Genomic DNA, 20,619 nt, shown 5'->3' on the forward strand with positions numbered 1-20,619 from the left:
TATGAACTTGACTTGTCCGCTAGTGATTGAAGTATATTTTATCAATAATTTTTAAATAGTCAATTCTGGGGATAAAGCCTGGGGAAACAAGGAATCCGAGGGTTTCTATGTCAGTTTTCGGTATCGATTTCCTTCCGTTCTTTTGATCGTTCCAGAATGAGATCAAGTGTGAAGCGTCAAGCAGATAGATTTCGTTCAGTGTAGAGAAGCGCAGGATGACGAATGCAATGCCGCCGTGCGCCGTGATCGCTTCCATGTGATGAATCTGATGTTCATGGAAGTTACGGAGCGGGAAGGAGGTCTTGTTTTTCGATTCCTTCGCTTCAAAATCAATATACTTTCCCCGGTATACGCCGTTGTAATCTGTCGTGGAAGCGAGTTTAAAATAAGCTTCTTTTATGACCGCTGCCGAACGTTTTGGATATTCAACACTGACAATCTGAACAGGGGTCGGTTTTTTATGGATGACGGCTCTGCCGGTTTCCAGATAATACTCATTGCTTTTATTCAAGTCTTCTTCCAGGGTCATGCCTCTGTTGCCGTAGGAAATGGTGCTTTGGGCTTTAGAAGCGCCATGCGGCAGGGTAGGCTCCTGCTTTTTTCCATTCGGATAATTGATGGGTGCCATCATTTCACATCCTTATAATGAATACATAAGAAAAACTATGCGAGCGGCAAGTGCTGGCATAGCTTTTTAGAGATAGGCCGTATTTGTTTAATCGATCGCAAGAATGGACTGCAGTTCCTCCTGCTTGAAGCCCATCACAACTTCCTGGGAACCGTCCTTTATAATCACGGTAACAGGAGTCGCACTTGCTCCAAAACCGATGACTTCATTCATATATTGGGGATTCTTCCGGATATCTCTTTCCTCGAATGAAATGTTATTTGATTTTAGCCATTCTTTCTCTGCAAAGCATGGCGGGCAGGTTTCCTGTGTATAGATGATCACCTTTTGCTCCATGTTCATGCCTCCAAACCTTAATGTTTATCTTCTTATTTTACCGTTTTTCTATAGAGCTTACAAATATTTTAGGCAGCGCTGTAGAACGATAAGGATAAAAGGAGGGGAAAAGTTGAGCCAGGAACAAAAATGGATAGAATCAGAGCTGACCCGAGAGATTCAGCTAAAAACAGAAAAAGGGAACCGAGATAATATTTCACGTACCGTATTTTATCAGCAGTTTTATGAAAAACACCCAGAGATCAAATGGTCTTTTCTGGCTTCCATCGTATCAAGAAATGCTGGTTACAACATGTGTGACCTTGAGGGGGAATGGATGAGGAGATCCATTCCCCAAAAATACCGCCATCTGCTTTTTTTTACGTATGAGCGGGCGAACTGGCTGATTTTCTCGGATGCCTATCCGCAGCTCCTCCTTTATGAAAAAAGCAAAGAGGCCGGCCGTCCGTTGTTCTCACTGCTTCCGATGCTCAATGTTTCTAAGTATATGCAGAGAGAGTGGCTTCGGTTTTGGTCTGTGGGAGACGAAGAGAGGCTATGGACATCGTTGATCATCAATGAACAGCATCTGATCCAGCGCCCGGTCATCGATCATCCTGTTTATCGCCGGAGAGTTTTTCTTTCCATGCCGTATCGGCTCCAGAATTGGCTCCATTTCAGTACAGTTTTGTTACCGACATTAGAGGGAGATGTGTTCGGCTTTTCTGTACACGGTTTCCGTACGATTAAAAATCGCATTCTGCTCGGAAGAAGGCTTGCATGGCTGCTGTTTCAATCTCCCTACCAGACATTGTTTTTTGATTTTGCACAGATGACTCCCCATACAGGCTCACGCCACGATTATGAACAGTACGTCTATCCGAACCGCGAAAGGCTGCCGCAGCTGCTCCGGCTGATCTATCCGCTCGTTGATCACGGCCGGCCGTCCCTGCCGGACTGGAGTAAACGAGTAAAGAACATGGATACCTATTATCGAGACTTTTCTATTCCTCGGCAAATCAACCTGACGGAGTGGTACCACAAAAAAGAGCTGGAGCTGCAGATCGGGATCCTATTGGAAGAACTGCTGTTTAAAGATAGGAATTTGAAATAAAAAAAGGTGATCTGGCTTCCGCTGTTAAAGCGGGCAGGATCACCTTTTTTGCTTTTATTAAGAATGGATTGACAGCCTAAAGCTCTGAACGAGTGGTTCATCCTTTTAATCCAGCTTCAATGGACGTTTCAGCCTTTCTTGATCCAGCTTCAGCGCCTAGAGACTCGGCCGCTTCACTTTTACATCTCAACACTAAGAGCGTGCTGATTTGTAAAAGTTCCACCAACTTTCGTCTCTGACCAGGCGCTTCAGCCTTTCTTGATCCAGCTTCAACGGCCAGACCCTCGAGTCGCTTCGCTCTTGAGCAGAAAACAAAATGCGTTTTATGCTCTCTGACGGCCGTTGGTATTATGTAGCCGGATAGTTGGGGCCTTCCAGCTTTTTGTCGCCGTGTCCTGTTTCTTTTTCCTGTTCAGGTGCGTTTGTCATTTTTTCCTGCTCCTGCTCCAGGCTGTTTTCGTGTTTTTCCATAATCGTTCACCTCCTGATTGTAGTGTTAGGCAGGAGGACCTGTTTCATACGGAGTGAACAGTGTCGAAAGGAGGATATTTTTAAGGAATATCACTTTCTTTGCCGAATCGCTTCTAGTTTTGTCACCTATGAAGGGAATCAAAAAAAGGTACGGAATTACTACCATATAAGAAAACGGGGAGGGAATTAGAAATGGAAATGGTGTTTAAAACAAAAACGGTTTCGGAAGAACTTGGTGTCAACCCCACTACCATTCAGCGCTGGGTCAAACATTTCAATCTTACTTGCCAAAAAAATGACCATGGTCATTATCTGTTCTCTGAGCAAGACATAGAAGATTTGCGTGAGATAAAAAAGCAGCTGGACGCCGGGCTTCTCATGAACGATATCCAGATCGCAGCTCAGGTGAAATCTCCAGTGGTTCCGGTGAAGGCCGAGAGGTTTAATGAACGGTTCGAGAGTCTGATGGCACAGATCGAAAAGCTGGAAAAAAAGATTGAAGAAAAGGCAGACGACGTATTGTCCTATCAAGTTCTTCAGCATGCTACAGAGATGGATGACATGATGAAGCGTCTGATCAAAATTGAAGAGAAGATTGAAGATATCGAAGTGAAGCTGCTGAAGATGCCGCAGGGCACAGAAGAGACCGCTGGATATAAAAAACCCCGGAGGAATTGGCTCGTCAGTCTTTTTACCCTTTAACTTTAATGAACCTCGTGCATTCTATTCTTTATTTTGGTAGGATAGAAGAGTCAGGGGTGAATTATGGATCGCTTAAATCAATTAACGAGAGAGCTTTTAGATGCCAATCGGGAAGCTTTTGATCAATATATCGAAAAAACAAAAAAAGAAGGCTATGAAGTAGACTTTTATGGAGAGGTCAAGCCCTTTACCGACCGGATACGCGCGATGGCGGAAGAGTGGAAGAACCTTTCCTTGCCATGGGTAGCGGCTAACCAGCCCAAATATATTCACGTTAACCAGATTAATGACACGTTTGATAACTTACAGTTTATTGCGGTATTTGCATTTCAGCCGGATACGAGGGAGAAGCGGTTCACCGAGATGGTCAAATCCATCGATTACGTCCTGAGTACCATGCTGGATCGGCTGCATTCGTAAAAGACGGAAAACTAAGCCGTCTTTTTTATTTTGTCTGTTTCAAAAAAGAGAAAGAGTAGCGTACGGAGATGTATGAAGGTAAAATGAATGTATTCATCCAGAGCCAAATATAATTTCACGTACCGTATTTTAAGACTATAAAACAAAGAAGGTACTTACATGATTGATCCCACGATCTATGAAAATTTAAAAATTATACTGGAAGGGATGGTCTATGACCTTGATTTTGACGGGCGCTTAAAGGTTACGAACCGCCGTGATCTGGTCGATCTTGCATCTCTCAGCAGAAAATACAATTTAGAAGTATTTATAAAAGAAAAAACAGGACAGGGAATAAAGGTAAAAATTGAACTTGCAGCAGGTTTAGAAGACCTTGCAGATGAAATAATGGAAAGAGAGACAGCGAATACTGGATGCCGGTTTTCTGTGACCTATTATTTAACGGTGCAGGATATTGAAGCAGAGTGTTCAGAGCTCGGTGAAACCTTAAGAAGGATATGGAAGCCTTACGGTGAAGTCTCTCAAAAGGTTTCATATATCTATGGGTTGCCAAGAGGCAGCTACCATAATGAAATTTTAATAAACATAGACAGCAAATTGCATGAAGAAAACAGCGAACAGCTTGAGGATTACTTGGAACGCATGATGGCTTCATGTAAACAAATTTTTCATAAAGGGGAAAATAAATGAGTATGACTACACAATTAAAGGAGTTGCATCCTTTCCTGCAAGAGAACTGGGAAAATGCGGCGTTTGAAACACTGACTCCAGTACAGGAGCAGATGCTGCCGAGTATGCTTGGAAGAAAAGACTTAATCGTTGAATCTCCGACTGGAACAGGCAAGACACTGGCTTACTGTCTGCCGGTATTGCAAAACATAGACAGCAGTTCATCTTCTGTACAGGCAGTGGTCATTGCGCCAACAAAAGAATTGGTCATGCAGATTCATACCGTTTTTCAAGAATATGCTCAAGGAAGCGGAATCTCAGGAACAACACTGATCGGCGGAGTAAACGTACAGCGGCAGATCGATAAGCTAAAGAAGAAGCCACAGTACATCATCGGGACACCGGGAAGGATTCTTGAGCTTTACAAAAATAAAAAGCTCAAGCTTCATGAGGTGAAGACGATTGTAGTGGATGAAGCAGATGTCGTTTATGATATGGAATTAATGGACGAGGTTCAAAATATTGTTAAAGGGACGATGAAAGACCGCCAGCTTGTTTTTGTGTCAGCGACCATTTCAAAAAAATCAGAAGAGCTCGCAAAGGAATGGATGAATGAGCCTCTTTTCATAAAGGTTGAAAGGGATGCATCTGCTGCAAAAAAAGTACAGAATCTTTACCTGATTTCTGAAAGACGTGATAAAATAGATAATCTCAGGCGCATTATTCGACACCATTCGAACATGAAGGCTATCGTGTTTTTTGGTGATAGCATGCATCTTGAAGAGATTGCTGCAAAAATGGCTTACAGAGGTATTACCGTAGGGGTGATCTCTGGACAAGCGTCCAAACAAGAACGGCAAAAAGTGATGAGAGAATTCCGTGCAAGTGATCATGCATTGCTTCTTTCAACAGATCTAGCTGCGCGCGGACTGGATATTAGCGGACTTACACACGTCATACATTTTGACCTAGCAGATTCAGAAAAACAATACATTCACCGTTCAGGAAGAACAGGCAGGATGGGCCAAGAGGGAACCATCATTTCTCTAGTGACCGAAAGAGAAGAGAACGTGCTCGTAAAATGGGCGAAGAAGATGAACACCCACCCTCAAAAAATGGTCTTTAAAAGAGATCAGCTCGTCCCGCAGTCGCATAGTACACAGCAAAAAACGGACAAAAAAAGGCCGCCCAAAAAGTCAGCGCCCCAGCGAACTCATAATTTTACAAAAAAGAAGGGGAAATAATTGCTGGAGAATGAAAAACTAATTTATAAAATCAATAAAATGGTGGAACGTTTTAACTTATCAGTTGATGTTCAGATCGAGGCCAAATATCCGCTCGACCGAAATATCGGCGGGAAATATAATGCCGGAGATCATTCGATAACATTGTATCTGGAAGAAATTCAATCTCAGTGTCAGTGGATGTTTCCTGAACAGGATGTCATGCTGGAGTATGCCCTGGTCATCTTTGCTCATGAAGCGGGCCATGCCACAGATCCCTATTTGCAAAAGCTAGTGGAACTGTACGATGATACAGAAGATGAACTGAAAAAAAGAAAGATTGAACTGATAGTTGAAGTTCAGGCCTGGAAGATTGCGAAGGCCCTCGTCAGGGATGTGCCAGATGGACTCTTCAACAAAATAAAAAGGATTTCCTTGGAACATCATTATAAAGCGGTTTCTGTTCGCATGGATGATGCGGGTGTCGCTTAAAGCTCATATATAAAAGGTCCAGTGCTGATCGAACAGTACTGGACTTTTTTTGTGAGAATCTAACGTTTTTTATCGAATGAACATTTGGACCCAGGCACCATTGTAGTACCCGACGCCAATCTGGCTATACTTGCTGCTTAAAATGTTTTCACGGTGACCTGTACTGTTCATCCAGTCCTGCATCACCTGCTGGGGAGAACGTTGCCCTTCAGCGATGTTCTCACCGGCGGCTGTATATGAGATGCCGAATGTTTTCATCATGTCAAAAGGCGAGCCGTAAGTTGGTGAGGTGTGGGAGAAATAATTCCGTTCCACCATATCTTTTGCTTTGATCTGGGCGACATTGCTTAGTTTCTGGCTGAGAGTAAGCGGAGTGAGCCCTTGTTTGTTCCGTTCCTGGTTAACGAGGCTGGCCACTTCTTTGGCGTTAGCGCTTACATTAACCTGCTGGCTTGGAGCCGACTGGCTGACAGTCTGACTTTCTGTTTTGTTGCTTGCTGGAAGCTCAATCGTTTGCCCGGGATATAGCAAGCTGGGATTCTTGACTTGCGGATTTTCCAGAATCAAAGATTGGATGCTTTGTCCATATTTTTTTGAGATGGTATAGAGAGTGTCTCCGAAGCGGACGGTATATAATGCTGAATGATCAGGAATATAAATGACTTGTCCAGGATAGATCATCGTTTGGTGCAATAGATTCATATTCATTATAGTTTTAACGCTTGTCTGATGGGTTTGAGCAATTCTATAGATGGAGTCTCCCGGCTTTGCAGTATATGGACTTGCTGCAAAAGCGGCAGTCGTCATACTCAGAAAAGCGGTAAGACTTAATGCGGCCGTTTTAAAAAACATAGTTCCTCCTTATTAAATGATTCTCGCAATTCAAATATTCACACATCCAGTAAATGAAAACAACTGGGAATCAAAGGGAAATCGTTTTCATGATACAATCTGCCTTTTTGCAGTAAAATTTGTTATGATAGTTGAGTTGAAACTAAGCTAATGGAGTGAAAATTAATGAGTTACCAAGTGTTGCTGTTTTATAAATACATCACGATTCAAGATCCAGAGCAATTCGCTGCTGAGCATCTTGAATTCTGTAAATCGATAGGATTAATGGGAAGGATCCTTGTAGCAAATGAAGGGATCAACGGAACGGTATCTGGAACGACCGATCAAACGGGCTTATATATAGAGCATATGAAAAATGACAGCCGGTTTCACGATATCGTATTTAAGATCGAGCAGTCTGAAACCCACGCATTTAAAAAGATGAAAGTTAAATTGAAAAGAGAGATTGTAAACCTAAACTTGGAAGAAGATGTTAACCCGAATGAGCTGACTGGCTATCATCTTGCGCCAAAAGATTTTTATGCAGCAATGCAGCAGGAGGATGTGGTTATACTCGATGCCAGAAACACCTATGAATATGACCTTGGCCATTTTAAAGGCGCCATCCGGCCTGATGTTGAAACGTTCAGAGATTTGCCAGACTGGATCAGGCGAAATTTCAGCCAGTACAAGGACAAGAAAGTGCTAACGTACTGTACGGGAGGCATACGGTGTGAAAAGTTTTCGGGCTTCTTATTAAAAGAAGGGTTTCAGGATGTCTCCCAATTAGAGGGCGGAATCATTTCCTATGGCTATGATGAAGAAGTGAAGGGAGACCTTTGGGACGGAAAATGCTATGTCTTTGATGAGCGCATCTCAGTACCGGTCAACAGAGCAGGAACAGAAAAGGTAGTAGGCACATGCTATCATTGCGGCAAGCCCGAGGAACGCTATGTGAAGTGCGGCAATCCGGAATGCAACAAACACCTGCTCATGTGTGAAGAATGTGAGCACGAGCATAAGCGGGCATGCAGCATTCATTGCCGGGACCATAAGGACAACCGCTATGTAAAAGAAAACCGTTCGATTGAAGCCTAAATGAGTACCGGGTACCCTTTAATTTAGAGAGGGTACTTTTTTTATACTGGAAGGCGTTTTCAATAGGTGTATAATATAGGCAGAGACATCAAGAAAGGTGTGTATTCAATGATTGATGTGGAATTCCCGGAAAATAAGCTTGAACTTCTGCCAGCTGTCTTCATCTTCATCATTTTTGTGATTCTGGCGTGGATGACGGTTAAATTTCTTAAACAGTTACATACAAAGGAACTGAAAAAAGCTGAAGCAGCAGAAGCTAGAATGAAAGAATTTGAACTTCAAAATAAGCATTAGTACGCATTAAAAACAGGCAGCCGGCCAGGCTGCCTGTTTTTAATGCGTATTTACATGTTTTATTCAGCTGCCATTTTCACAAGTTTTTTAGAAAGGCTTAGGAGTATAAGACCAAGGAAGATGGTAACTCCGCCGATGATCATGAATACTTCAAAGTATCCTAATGATTCAGTAGTAGAAGCCAATTGTCCGGCAAGGATGTTGGCAAAACCAGATCCAGCAAGCCAGACACCCATCATAAGGGAAGCCAATTTAACTGGAGCGAGTTTACTGGTCATGGACAAACCAACCGGCTGTAAGCAAAGCTCACCGATCGTATGGAGGAAATAAGTCAGTACCATGAAGATCATGTTTGCTTTAACTGCTGAAGAATCGCCGGTTCCTGTTTGAATAAGAGCAGGAACAAGAACAGCAAAACCAGCACCAAGCAGCATCATACCAATTGCCATTTTCGTAGGAGTTGGCAGGTCTCCGCGTTTTGATTTTGATAATTTAACCCATAAGATAGAGATGATTGGAGCAAAGATTACGATAAACAATGGGTTAAGTGACTGGAACCAAGAAGTCGGAACCGTCCATCCAAATACTGTACGGTCAATGAACTTGTCCGTATAAAGGGTTAACGAGCTTCCGGCTTGTTCAAAACCTGCCATGAAGAAGATAACAAAGAACGTCAGAATTACGATAACTTTCACTCTGTTTTTCTCCACTTTAGTAAGAGGTTTCTTTTTCACATTATCGCTGACAGTATTTTGAGCAGCTCCAACGGGCTTTTTGCCGATGTCGCCTAATAATTTGTTTCCAAGAAAGTTGAATAGGAGCTGGCCGATAATCATTCCGATGGCCGCCGCTAAGAATCCAAATTTAAATCCGAAATGCTCAACACCATTAACTGTTGTTTTAAAGAAATCTTCAGCAAGAAATCCTACAATGAGTGGAGAGAAGAATGCACCAATGTTGATTCCCATATAGAAAATAGTGAACGCAGCATCTTTACGGGCATCATTTTTAGAGTATAGATCACCAACAAGCGTAGAAATGTTTGGTTTAAAGAAGCCGTTTCCGATGATCAACAATGCAAGTCCAGCGAAGAATGCAGGTTTACTCTGATTGGCAAACAATACAAGGTTACCAAGCGCCATTGTGACACCGCCTATGGTAATCGCAAGTCTTTTGCCCAGGAATCGGTCTGTTAAATATCCGCCTATCATTGGTGTGAAGTATACAGCACCGGTGAAGAATCCATAAATACTCATGGCCACGCTATCACTCATGCCTAGACCGCCGCTGATCAGCGATTTAGTCAAGTAAAGGACCAGAATGGCTCTCATGCCATAATAGCTGAACCTCTCCCACATTTCAGTGAAGAAGAGCAAGTATAATCCAGGTGGATGTTTCTTTTTTGTATGGAGCTGAATGTCCTGCTCCACTTTTACAGTTGCTTCCATCATGATGCCTCCAATTTGTTTAATCTATAAATATTTTAATTTACTAAATATTTAGTAGTCAATAACAATTAAATGGAAAAGCTATTATAATTCAATTGTGAAAATAATGAATATTTTCACAAAAAAGCGCTTTCCTTGATATCACTAAGGATTACGGCCTATGAAAAAATGACCAAGTGTGAAAAAGAAGGAGAAATTTTTTATGAAAATTGTCGTGATAGCTGACACCCATATGCCCAAAAAGTCCAAAAAGCTGCCTGAAAGGCTCCTGTGTGACCTGGAAACTGCCGACCTCATTATCCATGCTGGCGACTGGCATACGTTAGATTTATACAATGAGCTGCAATTCTATGCACCTGTCAAAGGAGTGACAGGAAATGTGGATGGACTGGAAATGAAAGAACTTCTAAGTGAGAAACTCATCCTTGAAATCAATGGATACAAAATAGGCATCGTTCATGGACATGGAAAGAAACAGACGACAGAGAAAAGGGCAATCACTGCTTTTCAGGATGAAAAAGTGGACTGCATCATCTTTGGCCACTCCCATATTCCTAAGAACTATATGTTCAATGAGATTCTTATGTTCAACCCAGGTTCACCAACTGATAAACGTAGAGAAAAATATTTTTCTCACGGCATCCTTACAATTGATCAGGAACTAAAAGGTAAGCATATCTTTTATAGAGATAAAATTTAACATTATAAACTAATAAGCAGTTTATTCCTATTCTCGCCGAAATTCAAATATTGGGATTGAACGCCTAGAACTGAACCGTAAAACCTTAAAATAGTTCCGATCATATAAAAAAGGGGCTGTCCTGAAAGTCGAAAATTGACCTTCAGCAGCTCCTTTTTGGCTTGAAAATCTTCAATGAAAAGTTGATTGAAGTGGAAGGTGCGAGGCTCCTGCGGGACTAGCGTGACAGGTGAGACTCCCGCAGGCGCTAGCGCCAAAAAGTAGGCGTTCACGCCGGTAAGGCCCACCGCACGCCCCGCGGAAAGCGAGCACCCTGGAACGGAAATCAACAGCTTACAGACTTCTTGGACAGCCCCACCTTTTCCGCTCAAGAGGGTTAACGGAAAAGCCTTCACATTAGCAGGGATTAAGAGAATTCGATAGTCTCTAAATAAAATGTTTGAATTTTTAATATACAGGTGTTGATAGCTGCCTGAAAGTTTGTTAGTATAAAACAAATTAAAAGGCTATGTGTAACTGGCGAAACGCGGATAACCGCGAGGGAGCACATAGTGTCGCAGCCGTTCGCCTGGGCAGAGGTAAGGAGATTTTTTCCCTTACCTCTTTTCTGTTTATTTGAGGAAGTATAGGGTAATTCGTAAGTTTCCTGCTTTACTTTTGATAATTTGATTAAAGAGGAAACCATCATAAAAAAGAGGAGAGAACCAAATGACGACAATCACGTTAGAAAAAGGAAAAACCATCAAAACCTTAAATAATATAGCGGAAAGCGGTCTGAAGGTATTCAACAAAGGCAACTATATTATAGACAACGACAGTGACAATCCTGAAGCGATCGTTGTTCGCAGCTTTAACATGCACTCTTTAACATTTGGAGATGAACTCAAAGCCATTGCGCGGGCTGGGGCGGGAGTTAATAATATTCCGGTTGAACTATGTACTGAGCAAGGAATTGTTGTTTTTAACACTCCTGGAGCTAATGCGAACGCGGTAAAAGAAATGGTACTGACATCATTAATGGCTTCATCCAGGAACCTTTTTGCCGGTGTGGAATGGACAAAGACTTTGGAAGGCGAAGGTGAACAAATACCAAAACTTGTAGAAGCAGGAAAGAAACAATTTCTTGGAAAAGAAATCAAGGGAAAAACGTTGGGTGTAATAGGTTTAGGTGCAATCGGTGCACTTGTAGCGAATGATGCGCTTGATTTAGACATGGATGTAATTGGGTTTGATCCGTTCATCTCCGTGGATACAGCCTGGAACCTGTCCCGCAATGTACAGCGGGCGATGACGCTTGAACAGTTATTTGCCGAATCAGATTATCTTACAGTACATGTTCCTTTAACGCCTGATACAAAAGAGATGTTTAATCAGAAAGCGTTCAATGTTATGAAACCGGGAGTCCATATATTAAATTTCTCTCGCGGAGAGCTTGTGAACGAAAAGGATATGGAAATCGCACTCGAAAATGGAATCGTCGGCCAATATATTACTGACTTTCCGAATGAAAATGTGCTGAAAATGAAAAATACTGTTCCGGTCCCACACCTTGGAGCTTCCACGAAAGAATCAGAGGAAAATTGTGCCATTATGGCGACCCGCCAGGTGAAGGAATTTTTAGAAACCGGAAACATCAGAAACTCCGTAAACTTTCCAAACGCTTCCCTTCCTTATACAGGAAAGCTGCGAGTGGCAGCTTTCCACGAAAACGTACCGAATATGGTGGGCCAGATCACACTTGCTGTATCAAGCTATAATTTGAACATCGCTGACATGGTTAACAGAAGCCGAGGAGGATACGCCTATACGATGATTGACATTGACAATAAGGTAAACGGCGAGGTAATCCCTGGTTTAGAAGATAAGATCAAAGAAATTGACGGCATCATTACAACGCGTGTGATCTAATAACAAATAAAATTGTAAAGAAAGCCTCAATTCCTTTAAGGAATTGAGGCTTTCTTTATATAGGTTCGCTATGAGCTTTATGAGAAGCCAATAAATAACGGTGCGTAAAAAATTCGAGGATTCCCAGTAAGACACTTGTTAAAAGAGCGCCAAACCAAGTAACAGAAGCTTCCCATTGAAAGTTTGAGGCATAATAGAGAATGATACAGGATACCGCCACATCAATGAATACACTGATCCAAAGAGCCCCTTTGCGAAGGACAAAGTATTCGACTGCGACTCCAAGAATTGCAAGCGTCATTCCCACCACAATGATTTGCCAATAACTCTCGAAATGTACACCTGGAAAGAAAAAAGCAGCGACGAATAAAACAATGGGAATCGCAATAAGTTTTATGATCAAACTGGTCATATCATATTTAACCTCCTGTCTGCTGATATTGTAACCACGATCTTTTGTCTCAATTCAGCAAAAATGAAGCATACTAAACATCAGCTGAAAAAAGACAGGAGTGGAGGACATGCCAGAACTTCCAGAGATGGAGAATTACAGGATGGCGTTATCCCGCCAGTTGAAAGCAAAGCCAATTACACAGGTGGAGATCAACCGTAAAAAATCCATTAATAAAAAATCGGAGATCTTTGCAGCAGAATTGCAGGGAGCGGTGGTTACTGATATAAGAAGGCGGGCTAAGTATCTGATTTTTCAATTGAGCACCGGGAACGCACTGCTGCTCCATCTCATGCTCGGCGGGTGGATGTATATTGGAAATAATCAAGATAACCCTGATCGGACTAAGCAAGTCATTTTATCCTTCGGCGATAAAAGGCTTTATTTTATTGGGTTACGGTTAGGTTATCTTCATTTGCTGAAGTGGATTGAGCTTAAAGAAAAATTGGAAGAGCTGGGTCCAGAGCCTCTTAATCCCGATTTTACCCTCGAAAAGTTACAGGAACGCCTAGGTTCGAAGAGAGGGACATTGAAATCCATCTTGATTGATCAAAAATTTCTAGCAGGAATTGGTAATTGTTATTCAGACGAAATATGCTGGCAGGCCAGACTGCAGCCGGAAAGAAAAGCCAGCGAACTTAATGCAGACCAAGTTATTGAACTGTATCAAGCGATTGGGCCGGTTTTGCAAAATGGAATTCAATTTGGAGGATATATGGAAAATCCGCTGTATGCTGGCGATTCGAAAACAGGAGGATATAACAACCATTTGCTTGTCTATGAACGGGAGCATCAACCGTGTCTCAGATGCGGAACAGAAATCAGGAAAATGGAAATTTCTTCGCGAAAATCGTTCTTCTGCCCTAACTGTCAGGTTTAGAATCAAGGCAATCCTTAAAATATTGAGAATTAGAAGTGTACGACTGAGAGGCAGAGATGTCTCTTTTTTATTTCTTTTCTGAAGGCGGTTCAATCACACTCCCTCATAAATCAACAACATTGACTAACAGAACTTTTTTTAGATATATCAAATAATATATTGACATATATCAGGTATATCAATTAAGTTAATAGTGTAACCAATTTACTGAAAATTCAGAAAGGATATTTTTTTAGATTTTATTGAAAACGCTGTCATCTTTGCCTCTAAGATCCTACATACGAATATTTTTAAAAATTAGAGGAGGGTGTTGAAAATGAAAGTAAAAAGCTACAAAAAGCTGGCCGCAATTTCGGTTATTACTGGGAGTGTTCTTTTTAGCTCGGCTTGTTCAGATGCCAATTCTACTTCGGGGAATAAAAAGTCGGGAGACAGCAACACGATTAGCATTACGTTCCGAGATGGGGGAGGAACGAACAAAGGACTGACCGATTGGCTAAACAATGACATTATTCCAGAGTTTAAAAAAGAGCATCCAAAAGCGAATATCAAGCTCTCTCCAATCAGCGCATCGGAAGGCGATTATTTTGCAAAAGTTGCTCTAATGCTCAAGTCTGATCAGTCAGCGCCAGATATCGTCACGGAAGATACTTTTATGGTGAATTCGGATGCGAGTGCGGGCTATCTTGAACCGCTGGATGATAAGCTGAAAGGCTGGGATGAGTGGAATCAATATATCGACAATGTTAAGAATGGTGTTAAAGCCCAGGACGGCAAAACGTATGGTGTTCCTTTTAATACAGATTCGCGAGGCCTGTGGTACAACAAAGAACTTTTTAAGAAAGCAGGGCTGCCGGTACCATGGGAACCAAAATCATGGGAAGATATCTTAACGGCTGCTAGAACCATTAAGAAGAAAGACCCAGGTGTTATTCCATTGTGGATGAACTCTGGCAAAGCCACGGGTGAAGGCACTTCCATGCAAACGTTCGAGATGCTGCTGTATGGTACAAAAGATCCGTTATACGATGAGGACAAGGGAAAATGGATCGTGAATAGTCAGGGACTGCTTGATACGTATACATTCATCGATACCATTTATAAAGAAAAACTGGGTCCAAACTTGTCACAAGTACTAAACGGCCAGGGAGGCACCATTGCCTATACTCAATTGATGCCAAAAGGAAAGCTTGCGATAGGTTTAGACGGGATATGGCAGGCAGGAAACTACCGAAAAGACGGACCTGCACCATGGCCGGATGCATTTAAAACACTGGGTTATGCAGCCATGCCAACCCAAAATGGTGAAGAGCCTGGACAAACCTCAATGTCAGGAGGATGGGCGTTTTCCATTCCAAAAAAATCAGATAACAAAGATCTATCTTGGGAATTTATTAAATTCATTTCTACTAAAGAAAATAATCTCAAATTATTGTTAAAAGAAAACAACCTTTCTCCGCGGGAAGACGTATCAAAAGAATCGGAATACTTAAACCTGCCGATGTTTAAAGAGGCTTCTGAATTTCTGGAACATACCCATTTCAGACCGTCTGTCGATAAGTATCCTTCTGTTTCCACAGTTATCCAATCTACGGTGGAAGATGTGGTTACCGGAAAATCATCGCCAAAACAGGCAGTTGAAAACTATCAGAAAAATGTAACACGTGTTGTAGGCAAAGACAAAGTGATCGAAAGGTAACGTCTTTTTATGAAAAGGAGTGTTTTCTTTGGATGCAAACCCTGTGGTTTCTCCTTCAACATCTGTTGGAAGAACATCATCACCTCATAAAAGCAACCATAAAAAGTTAGTAACATCGCTTCTTTTTTTACTTCCTTCCTGGATCTTGCTGCTCATCTTTTTTATCGGGCCGATCCTTTTAACCTTTTATTTTGCCTTCACCAACCTGTCTCTGACAGGGAGTGAGGCGCAAGCGACCCAATTCGTGGGCTTCAATAACTTTGTGAATATGTTTCAGGATCCTAACTTTCGGATCAGCGTGATCAAAACGATTGTGTATTTATTGTTCTCAGCCATCATGGGCCAGCAAGTTCTTGGATTTATTCTGGCACTGCTCATGAAAGAGAAAAATCCGGCATTCCGCCGGGTGATAGGTATTATAGTAATTGCCGGCTGGGTGACTCCTGAAATTGTCGTGGCTTTCTGCTGGGTAGCGTTTCTAAATGACAGCGGGACGTTAAACATGATTCTGCAGCAAATTGGTTTGAAACCGGTTGCCTGGCTTTTTACCTTTCCGATGACGAGTGTGATCATCGCTAACATTTGGCACGGCACCGCGTTTTCCATGCTTGTTTTTCAGGCCGCACTGGATGATGTGCCAAAAAGTATTGAAGAGGCAGCGGTCGTGGATGGTGCTTCACGGTTCCAGGTTCTTTATAAGATCGTCCTGCCGATGATCAAAGGCTCTGTTGTTACAAACATGATCCTAGTTACGCTTCAAACCTTAGGCGTATTCACATTAATTTATGCAATGACGGGCGGAGGGCCGGGCACATCAACACAAACATTGCCGATCTTTATGTACAATCAAGCCTTTGTCAACTATCAGCTTGGTTACGGTACTGCCATTTCACTTATTCTTTTATTAATCGGTGTGCTGGTAAGCCTTCTGTATTTAAAATCGATGAAAGTCAAAGTTTAGGAGGGAGATCGATGAAAAGAAAATTCATAAAGCTGGAAAGAACGTTGCCATACGTCATTTTAACGGTCATAGGTGTTCTGTTTCTCCTTCCGCTTCTTTGGGTGCTTATCGCATCCGTCGATCCCAATGCCAACTCCTCCATTAAGGTTCCAACTGCATTTACGGTGGATAATTTTAAAAGCATCCTAACCGATCCGGTAAACATTCGGGCCTTTATCATTGGATTGCTTCTTTCTTTGGGGCAAGGCCTGCTCGTGGTGCTGGTGGCAGGGCTGGCTGCTTATCCACTTTCTCGTTATCAGATGAAATATAAAAAGCATTTTATGTTTACGATTCTCTTTATGACTTCGCTGCCGATTACGGCTGTTATGGTGCCAGTATATCAGTTGTTTATTTATATGAAACTTCAAGACTCGCTATGGGGGACGATGTTCTTTTTAACAGCGGCCGGACTCCCTTATGCAATCTGGATGCTGAAAAACTTCATGGATGCCGTTCCACTGGAGCTTGAGGAATCCGCTTGGATTGATGGTGCCTCGGTATGGCAGGGACTGAAAAGAATTGTCGCGCCATTGATGATTCCAGGTATCTGTACGGTCGGCATTTTTACCTTTTCAGGCAGCTGGGGCAATTTCTTTGTACCGTATATTCTCATTCAGTCTCCAGAGAAGCTTCCTGCTTCAGTTACCATTTATCAGTTTTTTGGCAACTTTGGAATGGTAGAGTACGGTAAACTCGCCGCATTTTCCATTCTGTATACCTTCCCGGCGATTGTTTTGTACATCTTTTCGCAGCGCTTTATGTCTCAAGGCTTCAGCCTGGGCGGGGCTTCCAAAGGGTGACTGTGAGTGGAAGCAGGCCGGTTCGAAGAAGGAGTTAACTGTTAGAATTGTCAGACCTTTCAGGTATAATCAATATGTATACACTGTTTTCCAGATATAGTATGCATATTTCTGTTTTTGGAGTGGTAACATGGAACCTTTATACAAGCAAGTTTATCAATCAATCAAAAAAAATATTATCAATGGCCAGTATGCAGCAGGAGATCGGGTACCTTCTGAAAAAGAACTATCAGACTCCTTTCAAGTTAGCCGTATAACCAGCAAGAAGGCGTTGGAGTTACTAGTCAGTGAAGGCCTCGTGTTTCGCCAGCGCGGAAAAGGGACCTTCGTGTCTGAAGATTCAACAGACAACCCAGAAAATGACGTAAAAGAAACCAACAAGTTTTTAGTCGGATTGATTGTGCCTGACTTGGATGACAGTTATGTTTCAAAAGTGGTTGCCAGTATTGAAGAAGCAGCCAATCATCGCTGTTTCGTGATATTAAAGCGTACAAATGGATCAATCGATAAAGAGGCAGATGCTATCAGACAGCTGATCGACTTTGGAGTAGACGGGTTAATCCTTTATCCTGCACACGCTGAACATTATGGATCTGAGATTCTTAAAATGGTGATCACAGAATATCCGTTTGTGCTGATTGACCGAACCTTTAAGGGAGTGGCCGCGGCGTTCGTTTCGACTGACAATATTAAGGCTGCTCAACAGGGAATAAACTATTTGTTCGAATTGGGACATGAATACGTCGGTGTTCTGGGACCAGCCACTGCAGAAACGACGACCGTCGTAGACCGTTTTAACGGTATACTGCGCGCGTATGAAGAAAAGAACCGAATCGTTAACCGGCAATTATGGTGTTCTGATCTGAAAAAATCTTTGCCATCCTCTATCAGCAAAGATATTAAACCAGAACATGATGTCGAGATCATCAAGAAACACCTTCAAAAGCACCCAGAGATCACAGCGATATTTGCCCTGGAATACAACATTGCGGTTCTTGCCAAACGTGCAGCCGAAGAGTTGGGTCTTCGTGTTCCTGGAAATCTCTCAATCTTATGTTTTGATGCGTACGACAACAATTTAAGCGGCTGGGAGTTTACTCACCTTCGCCAAAACGAAAAAGAGATGGGAAGGCTTGCTCTTAACCGATTGCTGGAGATGATGAACGGCAGCTCTTCTATTAAAAAAGAATTTTTGGACGTGGAATTAATAGAAGGAGATTCTACCCGTCCACTCCATTGAAAACCTTTTCAAAAATGTAAGAATTTCATGATAAAGAGGAGGAGTGATGAAAAGTGGTTTCCGTAGCGTTATTAAGCAAATGGCATGTTCATGCTGATGATTATGCGAGAGAGGCAAAAAGCAATCCATCCCTTTCTATTCAACGAGTTTGGGATGAAGATCCTTCGAGGGGAGAAAAATGGGCCCAAGAACTGGGAGTACGTTTTGAAAAAGAACTTGAAGCAGTGCTGCAAGACCCTGGAATTGATGCGGTTATCGTCAACACACCCACGAATTTGCACAAAGAAGTGATCATGGCAGCCGTCGCACACAAAAAACATGTTTTTACAGAGAAGGTCCTTGCGTTAACAACAGCTGACTGTGAAGAAATCTATGAGGCTGTGGCAAAAGCAGGTGTTAAGTTAACTGTCTCCTTGCCGAGGCTGACAACCAATTACTATTTGTATGCACAGCACGCGTTAGATCAGGGGTGGCTAGGGGAGCTGACATCGATTCGCTGCCGGCTGGCACATAATGGTGCTGTTCCTGAGAGCGGCAATGTAAATGGCTGGCTTCCTCCACATTTTTATAACAAAGAACAATGCGGAGGTGGAGCGTTAATCGACCTTGGCGCCCATCCCATCTATTTAACCAACCGGCTGGCAGGGCCTGCAAAAGCGGTAACGTCTATTTTTCAACAAAGTAATGAAAGAAATGTGGAGGAGAGTGCGATGGTCCTTGTCGAATATGAATCAGGTGCGCTCGGAACGGTGGAAACCGGATTTTTATCGTATGGAAGTCCTTTTCAGTTAGAGGTTTACGGTACAAAAGGAGCCTTACTGATTGAAGAAAACGAAATTCGTCTAACTAGCAGACAGCTTGATCAAGAGGGCTGGGCCACACCACAGCAGTTGCCCGAAGCACTTCCGATGCCGATGGAACAATGGGCGGAGTCCATACTGAATGGAGGAGAAACGACGATTACGAAAGAAGATGTTTGCAGTCTTACCTTAATCAACGAAGCAGCAGCACGATCAAACGCTGAAGGAAGAAAGGTTTCAATTTCTGAAGTAAAAGAAGTTCTCTTAAATCAATAATCAAGGAGGAAGTTATCGTGTCTAAGAAAATACGGATCGGAATTATTGGATGCGGCGGAATCGCCAACGGAAAGCATATGCCAAGCCTTTCAAAGATTGACGAAGCAGAACTGGTTGCCTTTTGTGACCTGGAAGAAGAAAAAGCAAGAAAAGCGGCTCAGGAGTTTGGAACCGAGGATGCCAAAGTGTATCTCGATTACAAAGAACTTCTTGAGGATGAACGCGTTGACGTCGTTCATGTTTGTACACCGAACCATTCCCATGCAGAAATCACGATCGATTCTCTTGAAGCGGACAAACATGTAATGTGCGAAAAACCAATGGCCAAAACAGCAGCTGATGCCCGCCGAATGGTCGAGACCGCCAAACGAACAGGGAAAAAACTGACCATCGGCTATCAATATCGTTTCCGTGCAGACAGCTGGCATTTACATAAGCTGTGTGAGCGCGGAGATTTTGGAGATATCTATTATGCGAAAGCACACGCGATCCGCCGTCGTGCTGTCCCAACATGGGGCGTGTTCCTGGATGAAGAAAAGCAGGGTGGGGGATCACTGATCGATATCGGTACACATTCACTCGATATGACCCTATGGATGATGAACAATTACGAACCGAAGGCAGTACTCGGAACGACCTATCACAAACTCGGCAAAAAGAAAGACGCAGCAAACGCCTGGGGTTCCTGGGATCCTGAAAAGTTTACCGTAGAAGATTCAGCCTTTGGCATGATCACCATGAAAAACGGAGCAACCATCTCGCTGGAAACGAGCTGGGCACTGAATACCTTACAGACAGGTGAAGCCATGTGTACCCTATGTGGAACAGAAGGCGGAGCCGACATGATGGACGGACTAAGGATAAACGGAGAAGACTTCGGCAAGCTATACACAAATGAGGTTCAGGTTGATGGAAAAGGAGTCGCATTTTATGATGCGGATGAAGAAAGCGATGCCGAGCATGAAGCAAGACTGTGGATCGACGCTATTCTGAACGACAAGGAGCCGGTAGTTAAACCGGAACAGGCTTTGGTGGTTACGGAGATTCTTGAAGCAATCTACGAATCTGCCAAATCTGGCAAGGCGGTTTATTTCGACGAAGAAGAGAAAGATCTAGACAAGTCTGTCAAAACAAATAAAATACTTCAATAAATTATA

General features: G+C 42.6%; 24 protein-coding genes and 1 riboswitch. Of the genes, 17 read left to right on the forward strand and 7 right to left on the reverse strand.

Annotation, left to right across the window (positions count from 1 at the left end; translation table 11 throughout):
* Positions 1–19: 19 nt before the first annotated feature.
* Both recU and AR335_RS11140 read right to left on the reverse strand, forming a co-directional pair.
* Positions 20–628, reverse strand: coding sequence for a Holliday junction resolvase RecU (gene recU, locus AR335_RS11135; protein ID WP_062235451.1), 609 nt, complete (start codon positions 626–628; stop codon positions 20–22).
* 87 nt (positions 629–715) lie between these two features.
* Entirely contained in the window at positions 716–964 is a 249-nt protein-coding gene (locus tag AR335_RS11140; protein WP_062235455.1) for a glutaredoxin family protein, read from the reverse strand.
* A gap of 112 nt (positions 965–1,076) precedes the next feature.
* Here AR335_RS11140 and AR335_RS11145 point away from each other — a divergent pair, with 112 nt between their 5' ends.
* Complete coding sequence (locus tag AR335_RS11145; protein WP_053358093.1) at positions 1,077–2,057, forward strand: DUF2515 family protein; 981 nt, start codon at positions 1,077–1,079, stop codon at positions 2,055–2,057.
* Between the two features lie 348 nt (positions 2,058–2,405).
* Here the strand turns inward: AR335_RS11145 and AR335_RS25170 are convergent, their stop codons facing one another.
* Complete coding sequence (locus AR335_RS25170) at positions 2,406–2,528, reverse strand: hypothetical protein (RefSeq protein WP_255357569.1); 123 nt, start codon at positions 2,526–2,528, stop codon at positions 2,406–2,408.
* Between the two features lie 192 nt (positions 2,529–2,720).
* On the opposite strand from AR335_RS25170, the gene AR335_RS11150 reads away from it, so the two are divergent.
* The 5 genes from AR335_RS11150 (at position 2,721) to AR335_RS11170 (ending at position 6,034) form a co-directional block, all read left to right on the forward strand.
* The gene (locus AR335_RS11150; RefSeq protein ID WP_062235458.1) at positions 2,721–3,230 is read left to right on the forward strand and encodes a MerR family transcriptional regulator; all 510 of its coding nucleotides are present in this window, start codon (positions 2,721–2,723) and stop codon (positions 3,228–3,230) included.
* A 63-nt stretch (positions 3,231–3,293) separates the two neighbouring features.
* Positions 3,294–3,650, forward strand: a complete 357-nt coding sequence (locus AR335_RS11155) for a YppE family protein (RefSeq protein ID WP_062235461.1) — start codon at positions 3,294–3,296, stop codon at positions 3,648–3,650.
* Positions 3,651–3,809: 159 nt separating this feature from the next.
* Positions 3,810–4,340 (forward strand): hypothetical protein, encoded by a 531-nt coding sequence (locus AR335_RS11160; protein WP_062235464.1) that lies wholly within the window; start codon positions 3,810–3,812, stop codon positions 4,338–4,340.
* Between the two features lie 2 nt (positions 4,341–4,342).
* Positions 4,343–5,563, forward strand: a complete 1,221-nt coding sequence (locus AR335_RS11165) for a DEAD/DEAH box helicase (protein ID WP_082683522.1) — start codon at positions 4,343–4,345, stop codon at positions 5,561–5,563.
* Positions 5,564–6,034 carry a hypothetical protein gene (locus AR335_RS11170; RefSeq protein ID WP_062235467.1) on the forward strand — a complete coding sequence of 157 codons (471 nt, stop codon included), beginning with the start codon at positions 5,564–5,566 and terminating at the stop codon, positions 6,032–6,034.
* A 69-nt stretch (positions 6,035–6,103) separates the two neighbouring features.
* Here AR335_RS11170 and AR335_RS11175 read toward each other — a convergent pair whose 3' ends face one another.
* Positions 6,104–6,886 (reverse strand): LysM peptidoglycan-binding domain-containing protein, encoded by a 783-nt coding sequence (locus tag AR335_RS11175; RefSeq protein ID WP_156418929.1) that lies wholly within the window; start codon positions 6,884–6,886, stop codon positions 6,104–6,106.
* A 165-nt stretch (positions 6,887–7,051) separates the two neighbouring features.
* Between AR335_RS11175 and AR335_RS11180 the strand changes: the two genes are divergently transcribed.
* Together AR335_RS11180 and AR335_RS11185 are read left to right on the forward strand one after the other, a co-directional pair.
* Positions 7,052–7,963 carry a rhodanese-related sulfurtransferase gene (locus tag AR335_RS11180; RefSeq protein ID WP_062235473.1) on the forward strand — a complete coding sequence of 304 codons (912 nt, stop codon included), beginning with the start codon at positions 7,052–7,054 and terminating at the stop codon, positions 7,961–7,963.
* A gap of 108 nt (positions 7,964–8,071) precedes the next feature.
* The gene (locus AR335_RS11185) at positions 8,072–8,257 is read left to right on the forward strand and encodes a hypothetical protein (protein WP_053358100.1); all 186 of its coding nucleotides are present in this window, start codon (positions 8,072–8,074) and stop codon (positions 8,255–8,257) included.
* Between the two features lie 59 nt (positions 8,258–8,316).
* Here the strand turns inward: AR335_RS11185 and AR335_RS11190 are convergent, their stop codons facing one another.
* Entirely contained in the window at positions 8,317–9,705 is a 1,389-nt protein-coding gene (locus tag AR335_RS11190) for a peptide MFS transporter (RefSeq protein ID WP_062235476.1), read from the reverse strand.
* A 202-nt stretch (positions 9,706–9,907) separates the two neighbouring features.
* On the opposite strand from AR335_RS11190, the gene AR335_RS11195 reads away from it, so the two are divergent.
* Complete coding sequence (locus tag AR335_RS11195; RefSeq protein WP_062235479.1) at positions 9,908–10,405, forward strand: metallophosphoesterase family protein; 498 nt, start codon at positions 9,908–9,910, stop codon at positions 10,403–10,405.
* 2 nt (positions 10,406–10,407) lie between these two features.
* Here AR335_RS11195 and AR335_RS11200 read toward each other — a convergent pair whose 3' ends face one another.
* Positions 10,408–10,734: a hypothetical protein gene (locus AR335_RS11200; protein ID WP_156418930.1), complete on the reverse strand. Its 327-nt coding sequence runs from the start codon at positions 10,732–10,734 to the stop codon at positions 10,408–10,410.
* Between the two features lie 173 nt (positions 10,735–10,907).
* Positions 10,908–10,986, forward strand: a riboswitch (ZMP/ZTP riboswitch).
* Positions 10,987–11,113: 127 nt separating this feature from the next.
* Here AR335_RS11200 and AR335_RS11205 point away from each other — a divergent pair.
* Complete coding sequence (locus tag AR335_RS11205; protein ID WP_062235486.1) at positions 11,114–12,313, forward strand: phosphoglycerate dehydrogenase; 1,200 nt, start codon at positions 11,114–11,116, stop codon at positions 12,311–12,313.
* A gap of 55 nt (positions 12,314–12,368) precedes the next feature.
* On the opposite strand, the gene AR335_RS11210 is transcribed toward AR335_RS11205, so the two are convergent.
* Positions 12,369–12,725: a DUF2512 family protein gene (locus AR335_RS11210; protein WP_062235488.1), complete on the reverse strand. Its 357-nt coding sequence runs from the start codon at positions 12,723–12,725 to the stop codon at positions 12,369–12,371.
* Between the two features lie 109 nt (positions 12,726–12,834).
* Here AR335_RS11210 and mutM point away from each other — a divergent pair, with 109 nt between their 5' ends.
* The 7 genes from mutM (at position 12,835) to AR335_RS11245 (ending at position 20,613) form a co-directional block, all read left to right on the forward strand.
* On the forward strand, positions 12,835–13,644 hold the full coding sequence (mutM, locus tag AR335_RS11215; RefSeq protein WP_062235491.1) for a bifunctional DNA-formamidopyrimidine glycosylase/DNA-(apurinic or apyrimidinic site) lyase: 810 nt from the start codon (positions 12,835–12,837) through the stop codon (positions 13,642–13,644).
* 316 nt (positions 13,645–13,960) lie between these two features.
* Positions 13,961–15,343, forward strand: a complete 1,383-nt coding sequence (locus AR335_RS11220) for an extracellular solute-binding protein (protein WP_062235494.1) — start codon at positions 13,961–13,963, stop codon at positions 15,341–15,343.
* Positions 15,344–15,386: 43 nt separating this feature from the next.
* Complete coding sequence (locus AR335_RS11225; RefSeq protein WP_062237036.1) at positions 15,387–16,304, forward strand: carbohydrate ABC transporter permease; 918 nt, start codon at positions 15,387–15,389, stop codon at positions 16,302–16,304.
* Positions 16,305–16,315: 11 nt separating this feature from the next.
* The gene (locus tag AR335_RS11230; protein ID WP_062235497.1) at positions 16,316–17,146 is read left to right on the forward strand and encodes a carbohydrate ABC transporter permease; all 831 of its coding nucleotides are present in this window, start codon (positions 16,316–16,318) and stop codon (positions 17,144–17,146) included.
* A 130-nt stretch (positions 17,147–17,276) separates the two neighbouring features.
* On the forward strand, positions 17,277–18,386 hold the full coding sequence (locus AR335_RS11235; protein WP_062235500.1) for a GntR family transcriptional regulator: 1,110 nt from the start codon (positions 17,277–17,279) through the stop codon (positions 18,384–18,386).
* 53 nt (positions 18,387–18,439) lie between these two features.
* Positions 18,440–19,462 carry a Gfo/Idh/MocA family protein gene (locus AR335_RS11240; RefSeq protein ID WP_062235503.1) on the forward strand — a complete coding sequence of 341 codons (1,023 nt, stop codon included), beginning with the start codon at positions 18,440–18,442 and terminating at the stop codon, positions 19,460–19,462.
* Positions 19,463–19,479: 17 nt separating this feature from the next.
* On the forward strand, positions 19,480–20,613 hold the full coding sequence (locus AR335_RS11245; RefSeq protein ID WP_062235505.1) for a Gfo/Idh/MocA family protein: 1,134 nt from the start codon (positions 19,480–19,482) through the stop codon (positions 20,611–20,613).
* The last annotated feature ends 6 nt before the right edge of the window (positions 20,614–20,619 follow it).

It is taken from the genome of Fictibacillus sp. FJAT-27399, from assembly GCF_001510655.1.
In the GTDB taxonomy this organism is placed as follows: domain Bacteria; phylum Bacillota; class Bacilli; order Bacillales; family Fictibacillaceae; genus Fictibacillus_C; species Fictibacillus_C marinisediminis.